20 protein-coding genes are annotated in these 22,345 nt (G+C 71.3%); 11 read left to right on the top strand and 9 right to left on the bottom strand.

Going from position 1 to position 22,345, the window contains the following annotated elements; genetic code table 11:
- Positions 1–14 precede the first annotated feature (14 nt).
- Positions 15–392: a CARDB domain-containing protein gene (locus K8556_RS26210; RefSeq protein ID WP_223742828.1), complete on the top strand. Its 378-nt coding sequence runs from the start codon at positions 15–17 to the stop codon at positions 390–392.
- 153 nt (positions 393–545) lie between these two features.
- Positions 546–1,667 (top strand): DUF3103 domain-containing protein, encoded by a 1,122-nt coding sequence (locus K8556_RS26215; RefSeq protein ID WP_223742829.1) that lies wholly within the window; start codon positions 546–548, stop codon positions 1,665–1,667.
- Between the two features lie 80 nt (positions 1,668–1,747).
- On the opposite strand, the gene K8556_RS26220 is transcribed toward K8556_RS26215, so the two are convergent.
- Complete coding sequence (locus tag K8556_RS26220; RefSeq protein WP_223742830.1) at positions 1,748–2,305, bottom strand: cysteine hydrolase family protein; 558 nt, start codon at positions 2,303–2,305, stop codon at positions 1,748–1,750.
- 112 nt (positions 2,306–2,417) lie between these two features.
- Between K8556_RS26220 and K8556_RS26225 the strand changes: the two genes are divergently transcribed.
- Positions 2,418–3,401 (top strand): GlxA family transcriptional regulator, encoded by a 984-nt coding sequence (locus tag K8556_RS26225; RefSeq protein WP_223742831.1) that lies wholly within the window; start codon positions 2,418–2,420, stop codon positions 3,399–3,401.
- A 38-nt stretch (positions 3,402–3,439) separates the two neighbouring features.
- Here the strand turns inward: K8556_RS26225 and K8556_RS26230 are convergent, their stop codons facing one another.
- Both K8556_RS26230 and K8556_RS26235 read right to left on the bottom strand, forming a co-directional pair.
- A complete protein-coding gene (locus K8556_RS26230; protein ID WP_223742832.1) occupies positions 3,440–4,858 on the bottom strand; it encodes a cytochrome P450 in 1,419 nt (472 codons plus the stop codon).
- A gap of 21 nt (positions 4,859–4,879) precedes the next feature.
- Positions 4,880–6,910: a lipoxygenase family protein gene (locus K8556_RS26235; RefSeq protein WP_223742833.1), complete on the bottom strand. Its 2,031-nt coding sequence runs from the start codon at positions 6,908–6,910 to the stop codon at positions 4,880–4,882.
- A gap of 242 nt (positions 6,911–7,152) precedes the next feature.
- Here K8556_RS26235 and K8556_RS26240 point away from each other — a divergent pair, with 242 nt between their 5' ends.
- Entirely contained in the window at positions 7,153–9,216 is a 2,064-nt protein-coding gene (locus tag K8556_RS26240; protein WP_223742834.1) for a lipoxygenase family protein, read from the top strand.
- A 6-nt stretch (positions 9,217–9,222) separates the two neighbouring features.
- Here the strand turns inward: K8556_RS26240 and K8556_RS26245 are convergent, their stop codons facing one another.
- On the bottom strand, positions 9,223–10,116 hold the full coding sequence (locus tag K8556_RS26245; RefSeq protein ID WP_014395551.1) for a 1,4-dihydroxy-2-naphthoyl-CoA synthase: 894 nt from the start codon (positions 10,114–10,116) through the stop codon (positions 9,223–9,225).
- 87 nt (positions 10,117–10,203) lie between these two features.
- On the opposite strand from K8556_RS26245, the gene K8556_RS26250 reads away from it, so the two are divergent.
- Genes K8556_RS26250 through nth form a run of 3 tightly spaced genes read left to right on the top strand, consistent with a single transcriptional unit; the run spans position 10,204 to position 12,335 of the window.
- The gene (locus K8556_RS26250; protein ID WP_223742865.1) at positions 10,204–10,521 is read left to right on the top strand and encodes a putative quinol monooxygenase; all 318 of its coding nucleotides are present in this window, start codon (positions 10,204–10,206) and stop codon (positions 10,519–10,521) included.
- A gap of 1 nt (position 10,522) precedes the next feature.
- Positions 10,523–11,689 carry an iron-containing alcohol dehydrogenase gene (locus K8556_RS26255; RefSeq protein WP_223742835.1) on the top strand — a complete coding sequence of 389 codons (1,167 nt, stop codon included), beginning with the start codon at positions 10,523–10,525 and terminating at the stop codon, positions 11,687–11,689.
- A 10-nt stretch (positions 11,690–11,699) separates the two neighbouring features.
- Complete coding sequence (gene nth, locus K8556_RS26260) at positions 11,700–12,335, top strand: endonuclease III (RefSeq protein WP_223742836.1); 636 nt, start codon at positions 11,700–11,702, stop codon at positions 12,333–12,335.
- Positions 12,336–12,339: 4 nt separating this feature from the next.
- On the opposite strand, the gene K8556_RS26265 is transcribed toward nth, so the two are convergent.
- The 3 genes from K8556_RS26265 to K8556_RS26275 form a co-directional block, all read right to left on the bottom strand.
- Entirely contained in the window at positions 12,340–13,125 is a 786-nt protein-coding gene (locus K8556_RS26265) for a hypothetical protein (RefSeq protein ID WP_223742837.1), read from the bottom strand.
- A gap of 114 nt (positions 13,126–13,239) precedes the next feature.
- Positions 13,240–13,545: a hypothetical protein gene (locus tag K8556_RS26270; RefSeq protein ID WP_223742838.1), complete on the bottom strand. Its 306-nt coding sequence runs from the start codon at positions 13,543–13,545 to the stop codon at positions 13,240–13,242.
- A gap of 109 nt (positions 13,546–13,654) precedes the next feature.
- Positions 13,655–14,680 (bottom strand): AraC family transcriptional regulator, encoded by a 1,026-nt coding sequence (locus tag K8556_RS26275; protein WP_223742839.1) that lies wholly within the window; start codon positions 14,678–14,680, stop codon positions 13,655–13,657.
- Positions 14,681–14,776: 96 nt separating this feature from the next.
- Here K8556_RS26275 and K8556_RS26280 point away from each other — a divergent pair, with 96 nt between their 5' ends.
- From K8556_RS26280 to K8556_RS39865, 4 genes are all read left to right on the top strand, one after another.
- Entirely contained in the window at positions 14,777–15,607 is an 831-nt protein-coding gene (locus tag K8556_RS26280) for a hypothetical protein (RefSeq protein ID WP_223742866.1), read from the top strand.
- The gene (locus K8556_RS39860; RefSeq protein WP_223742840.1) at positions 15,604–15,834 is read left to right on the top strand and encodes a hypothetical protein; all 231 of its coding nucleotides are present in this window, start codon (positions 15,604–15,606) and stop codon (positions 15,832–15,834) included. The genes K8556_RS26280 and K8556_RS39860 overlap by 4 nt, the downstream gene beginning before the upstream one ends.
- A gap of 36 nt (positions 15,835–15,870) precedes the next feature.
- Complete coding sequence (locus K8556_RS26290; protein ID WP_223742841.1) at positions 15,871–17,535, top strand: M14 family metallopeptidase; 1,665 nt, start codon at positions 15,871–15,873, stop codon at positions 17,533–17,535.
- A 171-nt stretch (positions 17,536–17,706) separates the two neighbouring features.
- Positions 17,707–20,433, top strand: coding sequence for a CHAT domain-containing protein (locus K8556_RS39865; protein WP_223742842.1), 2,727 nt, complete (start codon positions 17,707–17,709; stop codon positions 20,431–20,433).
- A gap of 12 nt (positions 20,434–20,445) precedes the next feature.
- Here K8556_RS39865 and K8556_RS26300 read toward each other — a convergent pair whose 3' ends face one another.
- Together K8556_RS26300 and K8556_RS26305 are read right to left on the bottom strand one after the other, a co-directional pair.
- The gene (locus K8556_RS26300) at positions 20,446–21,327 is read right to left on the bottom strand and encodes a cupin-like domain-containing protein (protein WP_223742843.1); all 882 of its coding nucleotides are present in this window, start codon (positions 21,325–21,327) and stop codon (positions 20,446–20,448) included.
- Positions 21,324–22,103 carry a cupin-like domain-containing protein gene (locus K8556_RS26305; protein WP_223742867.1) on the bottom strand — a complete coding sequence of 260 codons (780 nt, stop codon included), beginning with the start codon at positions 22,101–22,103 and terminating at the stop codon, positions 21,324–21,326. The genes K8556_RS26300 and K8556_RS26305 overlap by 4 nt, the downstream gene beginning before the upstream one ends.
- Between the last annotated feature and the right edge of the window lie 242 nt (positions 22,104–22,345).

Genomic DNA, 22,345 nt, shown 5'->3' on the forward strand with positions numbered 1-22,345 from the left:
ACACGGCCTGCCCCGTGAGTTCCGCGTCCACGATTGGGGGCTTCCTGACGAACGCCAGCTACAACGTGCTCAGCTACATCGGTGGGATTGGCGTGGGCACGGGCGCGGGGACGCTCTCCGTTCCGTCGACGTCCATCACCTTCTCGTCGGCCATCGCGCCCGGGACCTACTACCTGGTCCTGGTGGCGGACGTGGACGCGGTCATCTCGGAGAGCAACGAGAACAACAACCAGGGTGCGTTCACATTGCAGGTCGTCGCGAGTCCGCCCTTGACGGTGCAGGATTCGGCCAGCGTGCTGGATTCCGACCTGCCCGGCCCGGTCCGCGCGAAGCTGGAGCAGTACGCCCCCACGATCGGGTTCGTGGACGGCTACGCCTCCATGTCGCGCTGATGAAGTGAGCCAGCCGCCGCAATCTTGTTTTCCCAGTGTATCTGGGAAGGCAGACTGTGATGGATAATGGCCCGGACAGCGTTGCCGTGCACCTGCGGCTGCTGTCGCAGTCCCCTCGCTCACTCACCGGAGAATCCAATGAAGCGGATAGGGATGATCATCGCGCTGTTCGTCTGCGTGACCGCGGCCTCTCAAGCTCGAGCCGCCGCCATGAAGCCAGCGGCGCTGCGCGAACGCATCAGCGTGTCGCTGGCCGCCGACAAGCGTGAGGTGGCGCTGACCCTGGCGAAGCAGGACACGGTGCTGCGAAAAGCGCTCGCTTCCCGCTTGAGCGGCGAGCACCTCTCCGTGGATCTGAAGCAGTGGCTGGGCGCCGTGTCGGCCCCGTCCTCTGTCAGGGGCGTGGCGGAGCGAGCGGACCTGAACATCCGCCGGCTCAAGGGCATCGATCGGGAGCTCGACAGCCTGCTTCAGCTTCGTCTGGCCAGCGCGTCCATGCTGGCGGCATTGCAGCAAGGCGTTGAGCCCCTCTACGCATACGAGCCGGATGGCGATGACGCCCAGTGGCGATTCATCGAGGCCTTCGATGGCCTGGGCCGCGTGCACCACCTCGACGTGCACCGCATGCCCGACCAGCCGGTGCTGGTGGTGGACCTCGACGCGCGCAGGGACCTGGCCGCCGGCATCAAGCTGATGCGCGAGCAGCTCGTGGCACTCGGGCAACGTCCCCTGCCCGCCCTGGACACGGCCGCCGCGGCGACCAGCACGCCGGTGACCATCCTCGATCGCATCTACCTGAACGACGACCAGGAGCCCTGGATCTCCGGTAACGCGGAGGTCTATGCCATCGTCAACGGTGTCGACCCCAGCCGTGACGCGCCGCAGGTGGACATCGTCGACATGCCCTATCTGGACGTGGCCGGCAGGACCTACTCCCCGAACCAGGTCCTCATCTTCTGGGAGCGTTACCGCTGGGCGGCGGCGAACGTCATCCTCATGGAGCACGACGACAACACCAGCTACCAGGAGCTGGTGAGCTACCTGTTCAATGTCGCGAGCCAGATCCTGACCGCCATGGGCCAGCCGGAGATTGGCGCCCTGGTGGCCCTGGGCAGCGGGCTGGTGGACCGCATGCCAGGCGAATGGTTCACCAACGACGACGACTACGTCGATTCGTTCTACACCCTGGAGAAGAACCACTTCTACACCGACTACAGCGGAGCACGCGGTAACGCGGTGGTGTCGCTCAGGCCGTACGAGCTCGCGAGCCAGTAACCGTCGGCAGGCACGGGAAGCCGTACCGGCGCTGCTGGCCGGCGGTGGGGGGCGAGGTGGCCATGCTCGCCCCCTCCTGGTCAGCGTCCGGCCTGGGCCAGGAAGTCGGCGGTCGGCAGGACCCTGGCGTAGCCCATCCCCAACGCGGCCAGGAACGCGGCATGGACCTGGGGCGCGGGCACGTGCTGGCCCTGGAACTCCAGGCTCCGGGCCGCGCACGCATCCCCAAGCACGGTGACCGTGTAGCCCAGGTCCGCGGCCGCCCGCACGGTGGCATCCACGCACATGAGGGTCATCATCCCCACGACCACCAGGTGCTTCACCTCCAGGGCCCGCAGACGCTCCTGGAGGTCCGTCTCACGGAAGCTGTTGGGGAAGTGCTTGAGCACCACCGCTTCACCCTGTCGGGGCGCGACTCGAGGATGGATCTCCGCGCCCGGAGTCCCCGGAAGGAAGAAGGTGGCGCCGGGCTGCGGTGATTCGTGGCGGATGTGGATGACCGGAGCGCCGAGCTCCCGGAAGCGGTCCAGGGCCGCCCGGGCCTCCGTGGCCGCGGCATCCGAACGATCCAGTTCGAACCGCCCCCCGGGGAAATAGTCATTCTGGATGTCGATGAGCAGCAGTGCGGTGTTCTCCACGGACGTCCTCCTTCATTCGGGTCCTGGTGCGTCGCCACGTCGAATACGCGGGCCCGCGCCCGGGGGGGAGTGTCCGGATTGACAAATCCGGGGCGGAAACCGACAAACGCGCATGCCTGCCGGGTCCTCGTCGATTCGTGTCGCGGTGCTGGCCCTGGAGGGCTGCGTGGCCTCCAGCGTCTCGGGCCCGCTGGACGTGTTCGCCATGGCCAACCGCCTGAGCAGGGACCAGGGAGGCGGAGAACCCTTCACGACGGAGCTCGTGGCGCCCCTCCCCGGCCCCGTGCGCAGCTTCCATGGCCTGATGCTGGGCCCGGCGCGGGTGCCGGAGCCGACGGAACGCTTCGACGTCGTCATCATCCCCGCGCTCGTGGGCGACCTGGAGCAATGCGTGGCGGAGCGCTCCACCCGGGACTGGCTGGCGGGACAGCACACGCGAGGCGCGAAGCTGGCGGCGGTGTGCGCGGGCGCCTTCCTGCTCGCCGAGGCAGGGATCCTGGAGGGCCGGGAGGCCACCACCCACTGGGGGCTGGCCCGGGACTTCGCGACCCGCTATCCGCGCGTGGCGCTCAAGCCGGAACTGCTCCTGGTGGACCATGGCGACGTGCTCACCACGGGCGGCATCACCGCCTGCCTGGACCTCTGCCTGCACCTGGTCGCGAAGCAGGTCTCCGCGGAGCTGGCCGCGCTTTGCGCCAGGATGCTCCTGGTGGAACCCGGCCGGCGGTTCCACGCCCCAGACAGGGTGCACGCCACGCCTCGCGACCACGGCGACACCGCCGTGCTGCGCGCCCAGGAGTGGCTGGAGGCCCACCTCTCGGAGCCGGTGACCCTGGCGGGAGCGGCCGGGGCCGCGAGCCTGGGCGAACGCACGCTGCTGCGCCGGTTCCGCAAGGCCACCGGCGATACGCCCCTGGACTACGTCCAGCGCCTGCGCATCGAGGCCGCCCGGCGACTCCTGGAGACCACGCCTCGAACCGTGGAGGACATCTCCCAGTCCGTCGGCTACGCCGACACCACGTCGTTCCGGCGCCGCTTCAAGGCTCGCACCGGACTGTCTCCAGGCTCCTACAGGAAGCGGTTCGCGCTGCGCTAGCGTTGCCGTGCGCCACTTCCACCGGGAGGGCCTCCGTTCTAGGCGCTCCGGGCGCGTACGTCCTGGAGTGCCGTGGCTGTCCGCGCGACGAGCCTCCCCGTGACGCCCTTCGGCAGCACCACGCCGAAGAAGAAGCCCTCCTCGAAGGGCTCCGTCGAATCCAGGTGGACCTTCACGCGGGAGGCAATCGTCGTCAGCGCCGTCTTCAGGAACACCATCGCGAAGTCCGCGCCCACGCACGCGCGTGGCCCTCGCCCGAAGGGGAAGAAGTGGCCGCTCCCCAGCGGGTCTCGCGTCGTGCCTCCGTCCAGCCAGCGCTCGGGCGTGAACGTGTCCGGGTCCGGCCAGTGCGCCGGGTCGCGGTGCAGGTGCTGGTTCGAGATCATGATCATCGCCCCCGCCGGCAACGTGACCCCGGCGAGCTGCGTGTCCTTCGACGGCGTGCGCGTCATCACCCGGACCGCGGGCAGGATGCGCAGCGCCTCATAGGCCACCGCCTCCGCCCACTTCGCGGACTCCAGCTTCTGGAACGTCAGCGGCCCGTCCGCCACCAGCGCAGCCGCCTCGGTGGCAAGACGCGCGTCGGCCTCGGGATACTTGTTGAGCTGGTGGAACGCCCCCACCAGCGTGACGCTGGAGGAGAACGCGCCTCCGAAATACGTGCCCCCGAGCATGTGCGCCAACACCTGATCATCGATGCCCGGGGTCTCCCGCAGGTAGCGGGACATGACGTCCATGGCCCCCGGGTCCCGCCGCTTGCGAGCCTCACGGATGCGGTCCACGAAGTGCCCGTAGAAGCGGGCCTTCACCGCCTCGAAGTCCTTGGGCGGCTTCACGAACTTCAGCGGCAGCTTCGACTGGATGCGTGCGTCCGCCGCCCTCGCGAGCAGCATGAAGTCCTCGAACACCTGATCCGGCAGCTTCTCCCCCACCTGCGCCACCGAGAACGCGTCGAACGTCATCCGGCGCAGCGCGGGCGTGAAGTCGATGCGGTCCTGCTTCAGCAACGCGTCCACGGACTCGGAGATGGCCGCCTGCATGGGGCCCACCATGTCCGCCAGCGACTCCGCGGCCCACGGCCGGGCCGTGGGCTCCAGGGCGCGCTTCTGGACCCAGTCCCCGCGCAGCTCCGCCGTGAAGGCCGTGTCGTCCGTCGTGGACGGACGGATCTGCTCGCTGATGTTGCCCTTCTCGAACTCCATCCGGCGCGGGGACTCGTAGACCTCCGCGATGAGCGCCGGGTCGTTGAGCACCAGCCCGGGATTGGGTCCCATCCAGATGAGCGTGACGCCGCCGTACTCGCGGCCATAGCGCGCGCAGACATCCCAGGGCGAAGCCCCCAGGAAGTCCCCGGCCGTGCCGAGGATCCCCGGCTGGGGGCCGGGCAGTGACGCGAACGGCTTGCGCTTCGCGCCGAAGAACAGGTTGAAGATGCCGCGAGAGAGGGCGTTGGGCACGGGCGGTGGCTCCTGACAGCGCTAGACGGTGATGCCGCAGGGGATGCGGTCGGCCTGCAGCACGGTGTAGGGCACCGCGCTCTGCGCGTTGCGCGCCTTCACGGCCTCGCTCTGCGCGCGCAGCCGGGAGTGGAAGCGGTCGCGGATGGCGATGAGCTCCGGCTCCTGGAAGTAGTCCTCGCGCCAGCCGCCCTCGTGGAGCAGGTACTCCTCGTCGTCCCCGAAGCTGGACAGCGCGCGGCCCACGGCCACCTGCCAGAGCATCTGCGTCTTGGAGGGAATCATCGCGTCGATGTCCTTCTCCCCCAGGACGCCCTTCTTGCGCGGCGGAGGCTGGCGCATGCACAGCGGCGCGTTGGGCACGAAGGCGTAGTGCTCGTACTGGAGGTAGTTCACCGCCGCGTGCTGGACGCTCACCGTGAAGAGGACCGTGGTGAGGATGTCCGTGAGGTCGGATACGCGCTTCAGCTCCGCGCACGGGAGCTTGTCCACGGGCAGGCCGTGCTCGGTGAGGTCCTTCCACCAGCGCTGCATGTCGGTGTCGTGCACCAGGTCCTCGTCGGACCTGTAGAAGTGCCCCAGCACGCCGCCCACGTACTCCTCCAGGGCGTCCCACAGCAGCAGCGCGTCATCCCGGTACGGGTAGTTCGGGAGCACCGCGGGGTCGAGCACGCCGCGCCGCTCGATGTCCGGGCGCGGCTGGTTGTCCGTGAGCTTCCAGGCCCGGTATCCCTTCTTGCCCAGGAACAGGTGCCCCTGGTCGGGGCCTCCGGTGGCGATGAGGTCGTCGAACACGCCGCCCTCCGCGAGCAGGCCCTTCCGCGCGCCCTCGTTGATGGCGAGCGTGTAGCGGAAGTGGCGCCGCAGCAGCTTGTAGACAGGGTGCGGGTCCGGGAGGTTGCGCATCGTCGCCACCACGAACGGCTCCGCCACGAAGTGGGTGCGCAGCGCGTGGCCCACCATCTGGTGCGCGTTGCCCTCGCTGCACCGCAGGTAGATCTTCGCGGCCAGCCAGTCGTGCGGACTGTCATTGGGCGTGAACACCGGATCCAACTCCGGATCCCGCCCGAGCTGGATGGCGATGGGCCGCAACTGCCGCGTGTCATCCAGGTACAGCAGGCACCGGGACGCGGGCGCCCACCGGCGCTCCTCGACGCCCGCCTTGTCCGTCTTCTTGAACATGGGCACGTCGCCCAGGATCTCGAAGTCGAGGAGGAACACGCGCTTGCCGGACAGCGCCTGCTGGAGCGTCGTGCCGGGCGAAAGCTGCCCCTTCAGCGCGTCGTCCGTCACGGGCATGCCCTCCGGCAGCGCGGTGATGGACTGGATGTGGACGGGGCTGATGCCCTGGACGGCCTGACGGGCGAACTCCACGTCGTCCTGCCAGCGCTGGGCGAGCTTGGGAAGCTCCAGCCCCTTGAAGAAGTCGAAGATGTCGACCAGGCCGTTCCACGCCTTGGTGAGCACGGGCATGTGCAGCTTGATGGCCGCCAGCGTCTTCGCGATGACGACCTCGTAGCTGCCGTCCACGAGCCCCCGGTAGAGCTCGTCCTTGGGGAGCGGGCGCGCCTCCGAGATGTCGAGCGCGCCCGGCAGGCCCGCGGTCGCCTCCGCGGGGCGCCACGGATACATGCGCTGGCGGGCCTGGAGCAGCTCGTGCCGGGCGGCCTTCTCCCGCTCGTGCGGGACGTGCTGGGGCAGCCGCGCGGTGCCCTCCAGGACGTCCGCGGTCGTCTTCGCCAGGACCCAGCGGTAGTACGGGAAGAACCAGTGCCTCCCCGTCGCGGTGACGGTCACCGAATCCAACAGCCAGTCGCCGCCCACCCCGCCGCCCGCGTTGGAGAAGCGCAAGAGCAGCAGGTCGCCCAGGTCCTCCGCCTTGACGACATAGGCATCCACCGCCCCGGCCTCGAAGTCGTTGTGGAAGCGCTTGTCCAGGGTCTGCGGCGGGCTTTCACCCTTCGTGCCCACCAGGACCACGGAGATGGTCGCGTTCGTTCCGGCACCGAGCTTCGAGTTCGTGCGAATCGTTAGCGTGTAATCGACAGTCATGGATTTCCCCACTAGCACGTCAAACCCAAGGTACGCCGATGAAGTCGCGGCGGACAAGCCACGGCTCGCGCCGGGCCGCTCATCGCAGGCGCGTGCCTGGGAGCCGATAGTGGATCGCCCCCAGGGATGAAGGCCCGGGCCACCGTGGTAGCTTCCGGCGCGATGAAGCGCGCTCCTGATCGTCCCCTGTGGGTGGGTGGTTCCGCCAAGACCTCACTGCATGGGATTGAGGCCCGGCGCTGATGCGGACCGCGTGGCGCCGGCTGTTGACCTCGCTGGGGTTCTCGTCGAAGGCCGTGGAGCCGCCGCTCCTGGAGGCGGAGGAGCTGGCCCGGTGGTACGCGGGGCTGGGGCTGAAGGAGCGGCTGGCGGTCAGCCGCAACCTGGTCCAGCAGGTGCGCGCGCCGCGAGCGCTCCGGGACGTGTCGGCCCTCCCCGCCGTCGTCACCGGCAGGTTGATGTTCGAGCATGACGGGCCCCAGGGCCCCATTCCCCTGCACCACATCAAGGTCGAGCTGTGGGACCGGGACTTCGGCACGCCAGACGACTTCCTGGGAGAGGGCTTCACGGCGGCGGATGGTTCGTTCGCCATCCGCTACGACCCGGCGGACGCGGGTGAAGGCGACCTGCCGGACCTGGAGCTGCGCTTCTTCGAGCCGCAGCACACGTTCCGCCAGGACGGCCGCGTGGTGGAGACCTGGAGGCGCATCGGTTCGGAGCGGGGACCGGATGACCACGCGGGGCGGGAGTACGACTTCGGGACGCTGCGGCTGCCCTACTGGGAATACGATCCGACGACGCCGCTGGCGCGCCTGCTGGTGGTGGAGGAAGGCACTCCGCCGACGGGGTACGCGCCCGGACGCGCGCTGGCGATGCTCAAGGCCGTGGCGCCCATCGAGCTGGTGAAGCGTCAGCACCAGTTGCAGATCCGCCTGGGACAGGCGCCAACCCTGGCGAAGATCCAGGCGGACTACCCGGAGACGACGACGGTCCGGATGGAGCGCGAGTCCCCAGGCTCCTCGCGGAGCGATGCGTGGTTCGGGGAGCGCCTGCTCAACGGGATGTTCTCCAGCGTCCTGGACCGCGACCCGGAGGTGCCTGGGGACGACCAGGCCTTCCGGCTGTACCTGCCGTGGAACGCCTATGAGCAGGACGGCGTGCACTGCCTGCCGGACGTGGACCTCCGGCTGCGGCTGGTGGACGGCAAGCTGATGCCCCAGCGGATCATCCTGGGCATGCGGGAGCCCGGTGCGACGGCGCCCGGCTCACCCGTGACGCGCCGGACGTACACGCCCGCGGACGGCGCGGCCTGGGAGGCGGCGAAGCGGATGGCGCGGGTGAGCGCGACGCTGGACGTGGAGCTGGGCAACCACCTGGGGCAGTGCCACTTCAACGTGGAGCAGTACGCCATCGCCGCGCACCGCAACCTGCGCCGCAATCCCTTGCGCTGGCTGCTGATGCCGCACCTGCGCGAGGTGGTGTTGATCAACCACGCCGCCAACGGGTTCCTGGTGGGCCCCACGGGGTACATCTCGCGGGCCAGCGCCTTGACGGAGCGGAGCATCAACCAGCGGCTGGAGCACCTGCTGGGGAGCTACGACTGGAAGGGCTTCGCGCCCGCGACGCCGGTCTGCGAGGGGCACCGCTACGCGCACGCGGGGCAGCTCTTCTGGAAGCTGCTCGGGGAGCACATCGACGCGTTCTTCGCGGAGCACGGCGCGGCGATTGAAGCGCAGTGGCAGGAGGTGCACCGGTTCTCCGACGACCTCGTCGCGCACTCCGCGCCCGCGTTCGTCTGCCGTTATCTCCGGGCGAAGGTGCCGGGGAAGGACGCGCCGTGGTTCGTGCGCTCGGAGCGCATGGACCTGGACGCGAAGGTCACCGAGCCCCGCGCCAGGGCGGTGAGCGCGGTGACCCGCACGCAGACGCCCCAGCCCGGCGAGGTGGAGGCGCTGAAGCACCTCTGCCGCTACGTCATCTTCTTCGCGACGTTCCGGCACGCCTGGGCGAACAACCTCCAGTGGGAGGACGCGGGAGAGGTCCTGTACGCATGTCTGGGATTGCGCTGGGGCAAGGGCGGCGCGCTGTCCCCGGAGGAGGACCTGGACGTCGCGCCGACCCCGGATGAGGCGACGGAGATGCTGTGGATCTCCTGGATGCTGTCCAAGACGAACTACGGCTTCATCCTGTCCAACGAAGAGGAGGACGTGCATCCCCGGCTGCTGGAGCTGCTCCGGGCCCACGCCGCGGACTTCGCGGCCCTGGGCCTGGACGTGCGGACGGTCAGCTCCCGCATCAACATCTGAGCGGCCTCAGTACGTCCAGGGGAAGCGCTTGAAGTCGCGCTTGCGCTTCTGCACGAACGCGTCGCGGCCCTCCTGCGCCTCCTCCGTGCCGTAGCCCAGACGCGTGGCCTCGCCCGCGAAGAGCTGCTGGCCCACGAGCCCGTCGTCCGGGAGGTTGAAGGCATACTTCAGCATCTTGATGGCCGTGGGGCTCTTGGTGTTGATCTCCGCCGCCCACTCCAGCGCCACCTTCTCCAGGTCCTTGTGCGGCACGGCCTTGTTGATGGCGTTCATCTGGAACGCCTCGTCCGCCGTGTAGGCCTGGCCCAGGAAGAAGATTTCCCGCGCCCGCTTCTGCCCCACCTGCCGCGCCAGGAGCGCGCTGCCGTAGCCCGCGTCGTAGCTGGCCACGTCCGCGTCCGTCTGCTTGAACATCCCGTGTTCCTTGCTCGCGATGGTCATGTCACACACGACGTGCAGGCTGTGCCCGCCGCCCGCCGTCCAGCCCGGCACCACCGCGATGACGACCTTCGGAAGGAAGCGGATCTGCCGTTGCACCTCCAGGATGTGCAGGCGTCCCAGGCGCGCGGGGTCCGCCGCGTCCTCGCCGGGCTCGTACTTGTAGCCGTCCTTGCCGCGGATGCGCTGGTCGCCTCCCGAGCAGAACGCCCACCCGCCGTCCTTCGGCGACGGCCCGTTGCCCGTGAGCAGCACCACGCCCACGTCCGTCATGAAGCGCGTGGCCTCCAGCGCCCGGGCCAGCTCGTCCACCGTCTTCGGACGGAACGCGTTGCGCACCTCCGGCCGGTTGAACGCGATGCGCACCGTGCCCTGATCCACCGCGCGGTGGAACGTGATGTCCTTGAACTTGTGGCCTTCCACCGGCTGCCAGCGGGACGCGTCAAAGAGGTCCGAGACCATGCGCTGTCTTGCTCCGAATTGGGGAGAGTGAACGGCCCGGAACCCTACCGGTTTCCGCTCGGGGACGCCCGCGCTACCGTGCGCGCCATGTCCACGAGCCTGCTCGTCGTCCATGTCCACGTGCACGTGCTGCCCCAGCACGTCGACGCCTTCCTCCAGGCCACCCTCGCCAACGCCCGCGAGAGCGTGAAGGAGCCCGGCATCGCCCGCTTCGATGTCTGCCAGGACAACGAAGACCCCACCCGCTTCGTCCTCGTGGAGGCCTACCGCACGCCGGACGCTCCCGCCGCGCACAAGGAGACCGCCCACTACCTCACGTGGCGTGACACCGTCGCCCCCATGATGGCCGAGCCCCGCGCCGCCCGCCGCTACACCAACCGCTTCCCCGACGACGCGGCCTGGTGACATGTCCACCGCCCCCTTCGAGTTCGCCACCGCCACCCGCGTCCTCTTCGGCCCGGGCCGCGTCCAGGAAGTCCCCGACCTCGTGCGAGGCCTCGGCGGGCGGAAGGTGCTGCTCGTCACCGGCACCAACCCCACCCGCGCGGAGCCCGTCCGCGCCGGGCTCGAACGGCTGGGCATCCCGTCCGCCTCCTTCCGCGTCCCGGGCGAGCCCACCGTCGAGCTGGCGCGCGAAGGCACCGCCGCCGCCGTGGACTCCGGCTGTGACGCCGTGGTCGCCATCGGCGGAGGCAGCGCGCTCGACGCGGGCAAGGCCATCGCCGCGCTCGCCGCCAACGGGGGCGACCCGCTGGACTACCTGGAGGTCATCGGCCGGGGACAGGCGCTGACGAAGCCGTCGCTGCCGTTCGTGGCCGTGCCGACCACGGCGGGCACCGGCTCGGAGGTGACGCGCAACGCGGTGCTGGGCTCGAAGGAGGCCGGCGTGAAGGCCAGCCTGCGCAGCCCGATGATGCTCCCCCGCGTCGCCCTGGTGGACCCGGACCTGCTGGAGCACGCGCCCGCGGACGTGCTCGCGGCGGGCGGCCTGGACGCGCTGTCGCAGCTCATCGAGCCGTTCCTGTCCATCCGCGCCCAGCCGCTCACGGACGCGCTCGCGCGCGAAGGCATGCGGCGCTCGGCGCGCTCGCTGCGCAAGGCGGTGCTGCACGGCCCCGGTCCAGCGGAGCGCGAGGACCTGGCCCTCGCCAGCCTCTTCGGCGGCCTGTGCCTCGCCAACTCAGGGCTGGGCGCGGTGCATGGCTTCGCGGCGCCGCTGGGCGGGATGCTCGGCGCGGCCCATGGGGCGCTGTGCGCCGCGCTGCTGGGGGCCACGCTGGAGGTGAACCTGGAGGCGCTGCGCTCGCGCGCTCCGGGCCACCCCGCCCTGCCCCGCATCCAGGAGGTGGCGGTGCTGCTCACCGGCCAGTCCAACGCCCGCGCCGAGGACGGCATCACCTGGGTGAAGGACCTGGTCCACGCCGTGCGCATCCGGGGCCTGCGCGACATGGGCCTCACCGACGCGGCCCTCCCGGAGCTCGTCACCAAGGCCCGCGCCGCCAGCAGCATGAAGGGCAATCCGCTGCCGCTCACGGACGCGGAGTTGACGGCGCTCGTCGAACGGTCGATGTGAGGACCCACCCATGAAACCCGCCGCCCTCGTCCCCGTGGTGCTCGAACGCCTGCGCGAGAAGTATCCCGACGCGAAGTACGAGCTGAACTGGAACACGCCCTTCGAGCTGCTGGTGGCCACCATCCTGGCCGCGCAGTGCACCGACGAGCGCGTCAACCGCGTCACCGCCGAGCTGTGGAAGAAGTACGACGGCCCCCAGGCGCTCGCGGACGCGGACACCGCGGAGCTGGAGGAGGACCTGAAGCCCACCGGCTTCTTCAAGCAGAAGACCAAGACGGTGCAGGCCATGAGCCGCGCGCTGCTGGACGCCCACCAGGGGGAAGTGCCTCCTCGCATGGAGGCCCTGGTGGAGCTGCCCGGCGTGGCGCGCAAGACGGCCAACGTGGTGCTCAACACCGCGTTCCAGCAGGCCTCCGGCGTCATCGTGGACACGCACGTGGCCCGCGTCAGCCAGCGCCTGGGCCTGACGAAGCAGGAGAAGCCGGAGGCCATCGAGGCGGACCTGATGAAGCTGGTGCCCAGGGACGACTGGACCTTCTTCGGCCCCGCCGTGGTGCTGCACGGCCGCTACACCTGCGTGGCCAAGAAGCCCAGATGCGCGGAGTGCCTCCTCAACGACGTGTGCCCCAAGCTGGGCGTCGCCTGAGCCGTCACAGGTGCGCGAGCACCGCCAGCGTCAGCACCCAGTCCAGTCCGAGCTGGAGGAAGTAGTAGGTGGAGCCGTCCAGCGAGGAGCCAAACCCGGTGCCCAGGTGGCCCAGGGGCCCCGCGAAGAACTTCATGCCCACCTCGGCCCCCAGGTTGATGGGGTTGCGCCGTGAGCCCTCGACCTCCAGGTAGGGGCCCACGAGCGCCCGGGCGTAGGGCGCGAACCAGTTCGTCACGAAGTGCTGATAGCCCACGGTGGCGTTCAGCGACGCCCGCCTGGGGTCCGCGCTCACGTTGAGGCCCAGCGTCAGCCGCCGCGCCTTGAGCCCCATGGGCTGCACGTTCACGTCCAGCGCCAGGCCCATGCCGCCGTCGAACGGGACGCGCCAGCCGAACGCGAACTCCGTCGTCGACTTGTCGATGGCCAGCGCCTCGTAGCGGAGGTGCGCCGCGCCCGCCACGTCCCCGCGCGCGTCCTGGAGGTCCGCGAGCGCCAGCGTGGCCTCCTCCGAGTCCTCGTCGTACGCCTTGCGCAGCGGCGGCTCCGCGCCGTCCAGGTCGCCCCGCGACAGCCGGTCCTTGCCCTGCGACAGGCACGCGGACGTGGAGCCCATCGCGCACGCGAGCCCGAAGGCCCGGTCCGCCTCCTCCAGCCGGTGGTCCACCTGGAGCTGCTTCGCCCAGGTCTCACAGGCCCAGGCGCTCCCGGCGTCGCACTTCTCCTCCAGGGTGGGGGCGCGCGTCACCTCGCTCGTCGTCACGCACGCCACCGTCAGCAGGCACGGCAACAGGCACAGCCAACGGCCAGGGGACGCACGAGGACCACGGACGGGTGGGGCCGCAACCATGGTCCACATTCAAACACACCGCCGGGCCGCGGCGCGTCTGGCACGTTGCGTCTTTCAGCGCTCCTCGCTCGGCCTGTCCGTGCGGTGCGCGTCGGCCTTCTGCTTCTCGGAGGCCGTGTCTCCCGAGCCGCCCACCCCCTGCCGGAAGCCCTCAGCGGCCTCGCGGCTGGACTCGCGGACGCTCTGCGCGGCCCGGCTGGCGCCGTGCTGGACGTCCTTGGCGGCCTTGCCCACCTCCTGCCCGGCCTGACGGGCGTTCTCGTTGACGGTCTGCTGCTGGTGTTCGTTGCACCCGGTCGTGAAGCCCACGGTGCCGATCACCCCCAGCACGACGAGCCCGTTGAAGCGGCGTGTCCACATGGTCGTCTCCCCCGAGGGTCCCGGCCCTCTGGGGTGAAACGTAGGCACGCCTGCTCCCCAACGAAGGCCTGGCTTCCCTACCGGAAGGGCTCGGGGCGCCGCTTGCCTGTCAGCCCCCGGCCGCATGGGCCTTGCGGAAGGCCTCCGGGGACGTGCCCCACCAGCGCTTGAAGGCGCGGTGGAAGGCGACCGGATCCGCGTACCCCAGCAGGAAGGACACCTCCGCGATGGACATGCGCCGCTGGAGGTAGCCCTGGGACAGCTCGCGCCGCAGCCCCTCCACGATTCCCGCGTAGGTGCGGCCCTCCGCCGCCAACTGGCGCTGCAAGGTCCGGGAGGGGACGCGCAGGGCCCTCGCCACCGAGGCGAAGGAGAAGTCGCCTCCCGCCAGCGTCCGCCGCACCTGCTCCCGCACCCGGTCCGACAGGGTGTCCGCGGCGGGCAGCCGCTCCAGGGCGCGGCGGGCGTGATGCTCGAACACGGCGTTGAGCAGCGCGTCCGCGTGGACGAAGGGCCGGTCCGCGTCCCCGGCGGCGAACTCCAGGTCGTTCGCGGGGGCGTTGAACTCCAGCGGGCAGCCGAAGAGGGCCTCGTGCTCGCGCGGATCCGCGGGCGGCGCGTGGACGAAGCGCGCGCGCAGGGGCCGCACGTCCACGCCGGTGAAGACGCGCACGCCCGTGGCAAGCTGCACCAGCGCGATCTCCGCGAGGTGCCGGTGCGCGGGCCGCCATGAGGGCCCCACGGGGGTGAAGCGCATCCGCACGCCGCGCGGCGTGTCCTCCACGACGAAGCGCTCTCCGTCGCCCCAGACGCGCTGGTAGCGGCAGCCGCGCACCATGGCCTCGCGCAGGTTGGCGCTGGTGAGGATGACGAGCGACGCGGGGTCGTCCGCGTCCATCACGTCCATGCCCGCCATGTGCAGCCCCAGGTTGTCATCCCCGGTGAGCGCCACGGCCCGCTCCAGGATGTCGTCCAGCACGGCGTAGGGGATGCGCGCCTCCGGGTCGCCCAGGTCCGACCCGCGCAGCCCCACCTCCGCGCAGAGCCGCTCCGAGGGAACGCCGCGCTTCGCCGCCGCGAGCAGCCCCTGCCGGGCCAGGCGGGCGGAGAGCGAAGGAGGAGCGGAGGACGCCACGGGCCGCAACGCTAGCGACCGCCTGGCGCACGCGGCAAGCCGTTCTGGCGCCAGCGGTCAGTGCACCCGACCCGCGCGGGCGGCACCTTGTCCCGCATGGACTCCACCGAGCACCCCGCCCTGCTGCCCCGCCTGCACCTGTTCGAGCTGATGGATCAACCCTGGTATCCGCGCGCGGCGCGCAACCTGTCCACGGACTACCTGCACACGGTGTCCACGCGGATGGGGCTGTTCGACGCGGCGGTGGACGTGCTCGCGAAGGGGCTCCAGGCGTCCGGCACGGACACGCTGGTGGACCTGTGCTCCGGCGGCCAGGGGCCCGTGCCCGGACTTCAGCGGCTGCTGGAGGCGCGCCACGGCCTGAAGACGCGGGCGGTGCTCACGGACCTGTACCCCAACGCGGAGGCCGCCGGGCAGGCCCGTGCGGAGGGCGCCACGTACCTCTCCCGGCCCGTGGATGCGCGGCGGGTGCCGGAAGACCTGCGCGGCATGCGGACGCTCTTCAACGCCCTGCACCACTTCCGGCCGGAGGAGGTGCGCGAGGTGCTGGAGGACGCGCAGCGGCGGGGCGAGTCATTCGCGGCCTTCGAGGTCGTGCACCGCACGCCGGGCGGAGTGCTGGGCACGCTGCTCGTGCCGCTGCTGGTGCTGCTCTTCACGCCGTTCGTCCGGCCGCTGACGCCCCTGCGCCTGCTGTTCACCTACGCGGTGCCTCTGGCGCCGCTGGCGCTCGCCTGGGACGGGCTGGTGTCCACGCTGCGGGCCCACCGGCCGGAGGAGCTGAAGGCCCTGACGCGGAGCCTCCAGCGCCCCGGCTACACGTGGGAGGTGGGCGAGGTGCGTGAGAAGGGCAAGGGCGCCGTCACCTACGTGCTCGGGATGCCCGCGCGCAGAGCGCTCCGTGCATCGCCACCGCGCTGGGAGTGACTCCGCGCACCGTCCAGCGCTGCCGCCGACGCTGGCGTGAGCAAGGGCTGGCGGGACTGGCTTGCGCGAGCCAGATGCCGTGGAACGCATCGTCCGCGCGCTGGAGCCGTTCGAACAGCGGGGATGTGGCCAGGTCCATGGAACGCCCCCTCACGCTGCCTTCGCGGCCGGTTTCATATGGGACACCGCCACGGCGCGGCAATGCGGCCCACTCCACGCGTGCTTGACGCGGCAGGGCCGGAGCGCTCGGATGCGCGGCACCTATGCCCACTCCCAAGCTGCTCACCCGCGCGGAAGCCACCGACTATCAGGAAACGTCCCGCAGCGCCGACGTGGTCGCCTTCGTCGACGCCCTGTGTGCCCAGACCAAGCTCGCGAAGCGCGTGGACTTCGGCCAGAGCGGTGAAGGCCAGCCGCTCATGTCGCTCATCCTGAGCGACCGCAACTGCTTCACGCCGGAGCTGGCGAAGAAGCAGAAGAAGCTCATCGTGATGGTGGAGGCCAACATCCACGCCGGTGAGGTGGAGGGCAAGGAGACCCTCCAGGCGCTCGCGCGCGACCTCACGCTCACGTCCCTGGGCAAGAAGCTGCTGGACCGGCTGTGCATCGTCTTCGTCCCCAACTTCAACCCGGACGGCAACGACCGCATCAGCAAGGGCAACCGCGCGCTGGATTTGAAGAACCTGGAGGGCCAGGTGAACCCGCCCGGCGGTGTGGGCATGCGCTACACGGGCGAGGGCTGGAACCTCAACCGCGACAACATGAAGCAGGAGGCGCCGGAGACGCGCGCCCTGGCGAAGCTGTACCAGACGTGGTGGCCGCACCTCTTCGTGGACTGCCACACCACGGACGGCAGCATCCACGGGTTCGACCTCACCTTCGACATCCCCCACGGCAACGCGGAGCTGCTGCACACCTCGCGCGACTACAACCGCGAGCTGGCCGAGCGCGTGTCCGCCGCGGTGAAGACGAAGCACGGCTTCGACAGCTTCTGGTACGGCAACTTCCGCAAGGAGGGCGACCCGCGCTCCGGCTGGCACACCTACCCCGCCCTGCCCCGCTTCGGCAGCCACTACCGCGGCCTCCTGGGCCGGCTGGACGTGCTGCTGGAGACGTACAGCTACATCGACTTCCCCCGCCGCTGCGCCGTCATCCGCGCGTGGGTGCTGGAGCTCATCCGCGACGCCGCCCGCTACGCCAAGGAGTACCGCCGGGTCACCGACTTCGAGGAGGCCGCCATCATCGCGCGCGGAAAGAACCCGGACGTGCGCGAGTGGGTGGGCATCAACTACGGCGTCGCCCAGCGCGCCACGGACGGGGCGCTGGTGTTCGACTACCCGGCCTACGTGAAGGAAGGCGACACCGCCGCCATCCTCTCCTTCGACGAGGCGAGCATCCAGGAGCGCCGCTACCCGGGCAAGCGCAAGAAGGTCTACAAGACGCCGCACCACCGCACCTTCGTGCCCACGCAGGCCGTGAGCACGCCGGCCGGCTACCTGGTGCCCGCGTCGCTCGCCGCGCGCCTGGACGGCCACGGCATCCGCTACGAGAAGCTGGCCAAGGCGCAGCGCTTCCAGGTGGACAGCTACCGCATCGCCCGCAAGGAGGAGACCTTCAGCCCGGACGTCGCCGCCAACGTGCCGCCCCCCGGCCAGGACGAAGTCCCCTTGAGCCAGAAGCCCAAGCCCGTGCGCTTCGAGACCATCCTCACCGTGGCCCCCGAGCGCTCCGAGCAGGACTTCCCGGCCGGCACCCTGCTGGTGGGCACCGACCAGCGCACAGGCACGCTCATCACCTACCTGCTGGAGCCGCACTCGGACGACGGCTTCTGCCGCTGGCAGTTCCTGGATGACAGCCTGAAGGTGGGCGAGCTGTACCCCATCCACCGGCTGGTGGAGTCCACGCGCGCCCCCCAGAAGGTGGAGTAGGCGTCACACCGCCGGACAGTGCCTCGCCCCCGGGTCTGTCATGCCCGGGGGCATTGGCCGTAGACTGGTGCCCGCAGGACCCGCGGAGATGGTGCGGGGGCACGCGGGAGGCCCCGGATGACTGGCATGCGGCAAACGTCCCGAGGCGCGCGCCTTCCGGGACGGACAGGCGTGGCGCGCGTCTGGGGGCTCGTGGCCCTGGCGCTCTGCATGACCGCGGGCTTCGTCGCCATGCGCGTCTGGAAGCAGCGGGACGCCGGGCCGGAGACGCCGGCGCTGTGGCTCGCGGACGCGACCCACCGCTCCCTGGAGGTGCGGCTGAGCCTCCCCGGCGCGGACGTGTACCGCCCCCATGCGCCCCCCCGGCGGGACGCGCTGGCCCCGCCGGTGCCCCTGGGCGCGCTGTCCCGCCTGGAGGAGCGCGGCGACGTGCACGGCGTGGGCGTCAGCTACCTCCTGCATGGGGACACGGAGCAGGCGCTCGCGTACCTCCGGCGCGCGCCGCCCTCGCTGGACCGCGACAGCGACCTGGCCGCCGTCGCCATCCTGCGCGGCCGTCACGACGAAGCCCTGACCCTGCTGGACGCCACGCTGGAGGCCATGCCCGAGCACCCGCAGGCGAGCTGGAACCGCGCCCTGGTGGCGCGCGAGCTGGGGCTGACGCTGCTCGCCGCCACGGCGTTCGAGGCGGTGGCCGCGAAGGGAGAGCCCGGCTGGAGCGACGAGGCGCGCGAGCAGGCGCGGACGCTGCGCGGCCGGTTCCAGGCCCGGGCGGAGGCCTGGAAGGCCACGCGCGAGGCATTCCACGCCCGGCTGCGCTCGCCCCAGGCGCCCCTGCCCGTGGAGGCCGCGGCCCGCTTCCCGGGGCTCGCGCGAGAGAGGTTCTACGAGCTGCTGGCGACCGCGGAGGGCTCCGGGCAGGTGGAGTCCCTGCTGCCGCTCGCGAAGGTGCTGGACCACGCGGCCGGCGGGGGCGCGGTGCTGGAGGACACGGTGCGGAGGCTGGCGATGGCGGACTTCGCGCGCCGGGCGCCGCTCGCGAAGGAGTACGCGAAGCTGGTGCAGGACGCGCACCCCAACCCCGCGAGCCTCATCGAACGGCTGCGCCAGGAGCCCACGGCGAAGGACCTGCTGCTGGGCGCGCTGCTGCGCACGCCGGGCGTGGCGCGCACGCACGAGGAGCTCCGCGCCCTGACGGCGGGAGAGACGGACCCCTGGATCCTCTCGCGCGTGGCGCAGGAGGCCGCGCGGCTGGACGACCTGTCGGGACAGGGGACGCAGGCCGGGGACCGGCTGCGGGAGGCGCTGGGCGAGTGCCGCGCGAAGAAGCTGCCCCTGCGCTGCGTGGATCTGCTCATCCGGTTGAGCAGCCGCGCGACCGCGTCGAACCGGCTGGTGGAGGCGGAGGAGTCCGCGAGGGCCGCGTGGCAGGAGGCCGCCGCGCTGGGCGAATGGGAGCGCGAGGGACAGGCGCTGGTGATGCTGGCCAACGCGACGCGCTTCCAGGTGCGGGTGGCGCTGTCGCGTGCATACCTCAGCGAGTCCCTGGCCCGTCAGCCCGATGACTGCCTGGCGCGCACCCAGGCGCACCGCAACCTGGCCTCGCTGGCGCTGATGCGCTTCCGTCCGCAGGAGGCGCGGCAGGAGCTGGAGGAGTCGCTGGCGTGCGGCCAGACACCCGGGCTCCAGGGCGCGTGGATCCTCGCGGACCTGGCGCGGCTGGCGCCCCGTCCGTCCGACGAGGCGCGCCTGATGGCGGAGCTGGCGCGGGTGAGCCCGCTCCGGGAGAACGCGGGGCGGCGCGTGCTGGCCACGCTCATCCGGGGGCGCTTCACGGTGGACCGCGACTGGCGCGAGGGCCAGCGGGTGCTGCGGCAGACCATCGCGGAGGCGGAGCCGCTCCTGCCGGTGAACGCGGACGCGCGAGACGCCAGGGCGGTGGCCTTCCAGACGCTCGCGGTGAGCGCGGGCCACGCCGGGGCCTTCCGGGAGGCCATGGACGTGGTGGCCGAAAGCCTCCAGGTGCCCGTGCCGGAGGGCTGCGTGCTGGCGGCGGCGGTGGAGGCGGAGCGCACCGTGACGGTGGTGCGCGGGTCCCGGGGCCAGGTGCAGGGGCACTATGACGCCTCGCGCACGGTGCCCCTGCGCGACGACCTGACGGGGCTGGTGCCCGGCGAGCTGGTGGAGCTGCTGCGCGACTGTCCGCGCGTGGCGGTGCTGGCCGCGCCGCCGCTGGACAGCCGCGCGGGCATCCTGCCGGCGGACCTGGCCTGGAGCTACCGGGTCGGGACGGGCCTGCCCGCGGCGTCCCCCGCGAAGCCGCCCCTGCACGTCGTGGTGTCGGACGTGGAGCCGCCCCTGACGCTGAAGCTGGCGCGGCTGCCCTCGGCGGCGGACGCGGACCTGGCGGGCGCGCAGCGGCTCTTGCGGCTCAAGGGCGCGCAGGCCACGCCCGAGCGCGTGCTGGAGGCGATGGAGGACGCCACGGACATCGACATCCACGCGCACGGCGTGGTGGACCGCGCGCTGTCGGACGCCACCGTCATCGCGCTGTCGCCGCAGCAGGACGGGCGCTACGCGCTCACCGCGGAGGAGCTGCGGCGCCGGCAACTGCGCGGCGCCCCCCTGGTGGTGCTGGGCGCCTGCAGCGCGGCCCGCCTCCCGCCCATCCTGCATGAGACGTCATCGCTGCCGCAGGCGTTCGTCGCCTCCGGAGCGCGGGCCGTCTTCGCCGCCACGGCGGAGATCCCCAACGACGCGGGCGCCTTCTTCCGCGCGGTGCGCGAGCGCATCCAGTCCGGTGAGGAGCCCTCCCAGGCGCTGCGGGCCGAGCGCCTCGACTGGCACCAGAAGCACCCCCACATGCGCTGGGTGGACAAGGTGCTGCTGTATCAGTAGCGCCCGCGCCCTTCAGTCGCGAGGAGGCAGCGGCGAAGGCCGTGGCTCCGCGTCGGCGTCCCACGTCACGTTCGGCTCCGGCAGCGCGAAGGCCTCGAACGACACGGCGACGCCGCCCCCGGGAGCGCTGAAGCCGTACCACCAGCCCACCGGCAGCAGCAGCCACTCCCCCGGCGACAGCGTCACGTCCAGGCGCAGGGGCGCGTCGTCAGGCTCTGGCGACGCCAGGGCCACCCGCCGCAGCTCGAAGGCCGGGACGAGCTGGAGCCGCCGCTCCCCGTGCACCTGCGCCAGCAGCACGTTGCGCCGCGCCGCGCGCAGGGGGACCTCCGCGCCGGGCGGCTCCCACCACAGGCGGGGCTCGCACGCGCGGGCCTCCTCCGCCGTGAAGCCCCGAAGCGGCGTCAGCCCCCGGGCCAGGGGGGCCAGCCGCGAGTCCTCGAACAGGGGCACGCAGCACGCGTGCCGCGCCTCGCGCTCGCCCAGCAGCGCGGCCACGCTCCCGGGGCGCCAGGCCTCCGGCTCCAACGACGCGCTCCACTCCGCCCGCAGCACCACGGGCAGGTTGTCGAAGTAGTAGCGCTCGAAGAACGCGGCGGGCGTCAGCGCGTCATGCCGGTCCACGCGCGGCGGCCCCTCCGTCTGCTGGAACAGCTCCGCGTACACGTCCAGCAGCCCCTCCAGCTTCCGCTGCATGCCCACCGCCCGCAGCGCGCCCGCGACGAAGGGCTCCTGCTGCTCCACCTCCACCGCCCGCCGCGCCTGCTCCGCGGGCACCCCGGCCTTCTCCAGCGACGCCACCAGCTCCTTGGGCGCCGTGCCGCGCACCAGGTTCTCCACCAGCCACCGCCGCCACTCGGGGGTCAGCGGAGAGACTTCGCTCGAACCGCTCATCGGTGCTCCTCCGGAGGCGTGGCGCCCAGCCAGCCCTCCCGCCAGCAGGTGTTCATCCCAGGCGTCTGTTCGAAGCTCACGAACGTCACCGACAGGCTCGGCTCCAGCGCCCGCAGCGCGTGCCACCACCCCACCGGGAGGAAGAGCGTGTCCCCCGGCCCCACCTCCACCGTGTGCAACGCCACCCGCGCGAAGTCCGGGAAGCGCCCCACGTCCGGCGCCAGCACGTCCACCGCGCTGTAGAAGCCGCGCACGTTGGCCATCCACGGCGTCTCCCACGACGGCGCCAGCCACACCTGCTTGCGTCCCCACACCTGACAGAACAGGACGTTGAGGTGATCGTGATGCAGGTTGGACAGCGTCCCCGCCGGCCCCAGCCAGAGGTGGACGCGGTCGGGCTCGCGCAGGTCCGGCTGGATGTAGCCCTCCGGCGCGCGCAGGTCCTCCAGGAGCGGCCGGAACGCGTCACGCAAGAGCAGACTGTTCCGAGCCACCAGATACATGTCGTTCGCCGGTGCGCCGTCGAACCGTGCCAGCAATTCCCGCAGCGGCACGTCCCGGCGCAGGCGGTCCGCGTGCAGGTCCGGCATCGCCTGGGCGTCGCGCCCCGCCATCACCTCCACCGTCTCGTCCCCGAAACGCTCGGCCATCCACGCGGGCGTCCACCGCGTCCGCGCCGGCCAGTCCTCCATCAACCCCTCAATGACAACCGGCCGGTTGCGCCGGTAATAGTCATTGAAGAATTCCGCTGGCGCCAGCCGCGACCGCCGCTCCACGCGCGGCGAGGGCAATGCCTGTCGTCGCGACGCCGACCGCGCCTCCAGCAACGACTCAAGCAATACCAGACGTGTCGTGAATTCACGCGCCCGCGTCACCGCCGCATGTCCCTCCGCGGCCCGAATCGTTTCCCAGACAACCCCTGGCGCGACTCCCTCCGCCTCCAGACGGGCCCCGAGGCTCGCGGCGGACACCCCACGCGCAAGGTTCTCCGCGAGCCACGTTTTCCATACAGGGGGGA

It is taken from the genome of Corallococcus sp. AS-1-12 (genome assembly GCF_020036995.1).
GTDB lineage: Bacteria > Myxococcota > Myxococcia > Myxococcales > Myxococcaceae > Corallococcus.

Excerpts from the sequence above, each read along its gene's own strand:
- K8556_RS26255 (WP_223742835.1), top strand. The coding sequence starts at position 10,523 with ATGTCCACCGCCCCCTTCGAGTTCGCCACCGCCACCCGCGTCCTCTTC.
- K8556_RS26300 (WP_223742843.1), bottom strand. The coding sequence starts at position 21,327 with ATGAGCGGTTCGAGCGAAGTCTCTCCGCTGACCCCCGAGTGGCGGCGG.
- K8556_RS26250 (WP_223742865.1), top strand. The coding sequence starts at position 10,204 with ATGTCCACGAGCCTGCTCGTCGTCCATGTCCACGTGCACGTGCTGCCC.
- K8556_RS26280 (WP_223742866.1), top strand. The coding sequence starts at position 14,777 with ATGGACTCCACCGAGCACCCCGCCCTGCTGCCCCGCCTGCACCTGTTC.
- K8556_RS26290 (WP_223742841.1), top strand. The coding sequence starts at position 15,871 with ATGCCCACTCCCAAGCTGCTCACCCGCGCGGAAGCCACCGACTATCAG.
- nth (WP_223742836.1), top strand. The coding sequence starts at position 11,700 with ATGAAACCCGCCGCCCTCGTCCCCGTGGTGCTCGAACGCCTGCGCGAG.
- K8556_RS26245 (WP_014395551.1), bottom strand. The coding sequence starts at position 10,116 with ATGGTCTCGGACCTCTTTGACGCGTCCCGCTGGCAGCCGGTGGAAGGC.
- K8556_RS26270 (WP_223742838.1), bottom strand. The coding sequence starts at position 13,545 with ATGTGGACACGCCGCTTCAACGGGCTCGTCGTGCTGGGGGTGATCGGC.
- K8556_RS26225 (WP_223742831.1), top strand. The coding sequence starts at position 2,418 with ATGCCTGCCGGGTCCTCGTCGATTCGTGTCGCGGTGCTGGCCCTGGAG.
- K8556_RS26215 (WP_223742829.1), top strand. The coding sequence starts at position 546 with ATGATCATCGCGCTGTTCGTCTGCGTGACCGCGGCCTCTCAAGCTCGA.
- K8556_RS26240 (WP_223742834.1), top strand. The coding sequence starts at position 7,153 with ATGCGGACCGCGTGGCGCCGGCTGTTGACCTCGCTGGGGTTCTCGTCG.
- K8556_RS26235 (WP_223742833.1), bottom strand. The coding sequence starts at position 6,910 with ATGACTGTCGATTACACGCTAACGATTCGCACGAACTCGAAGCTCGGT.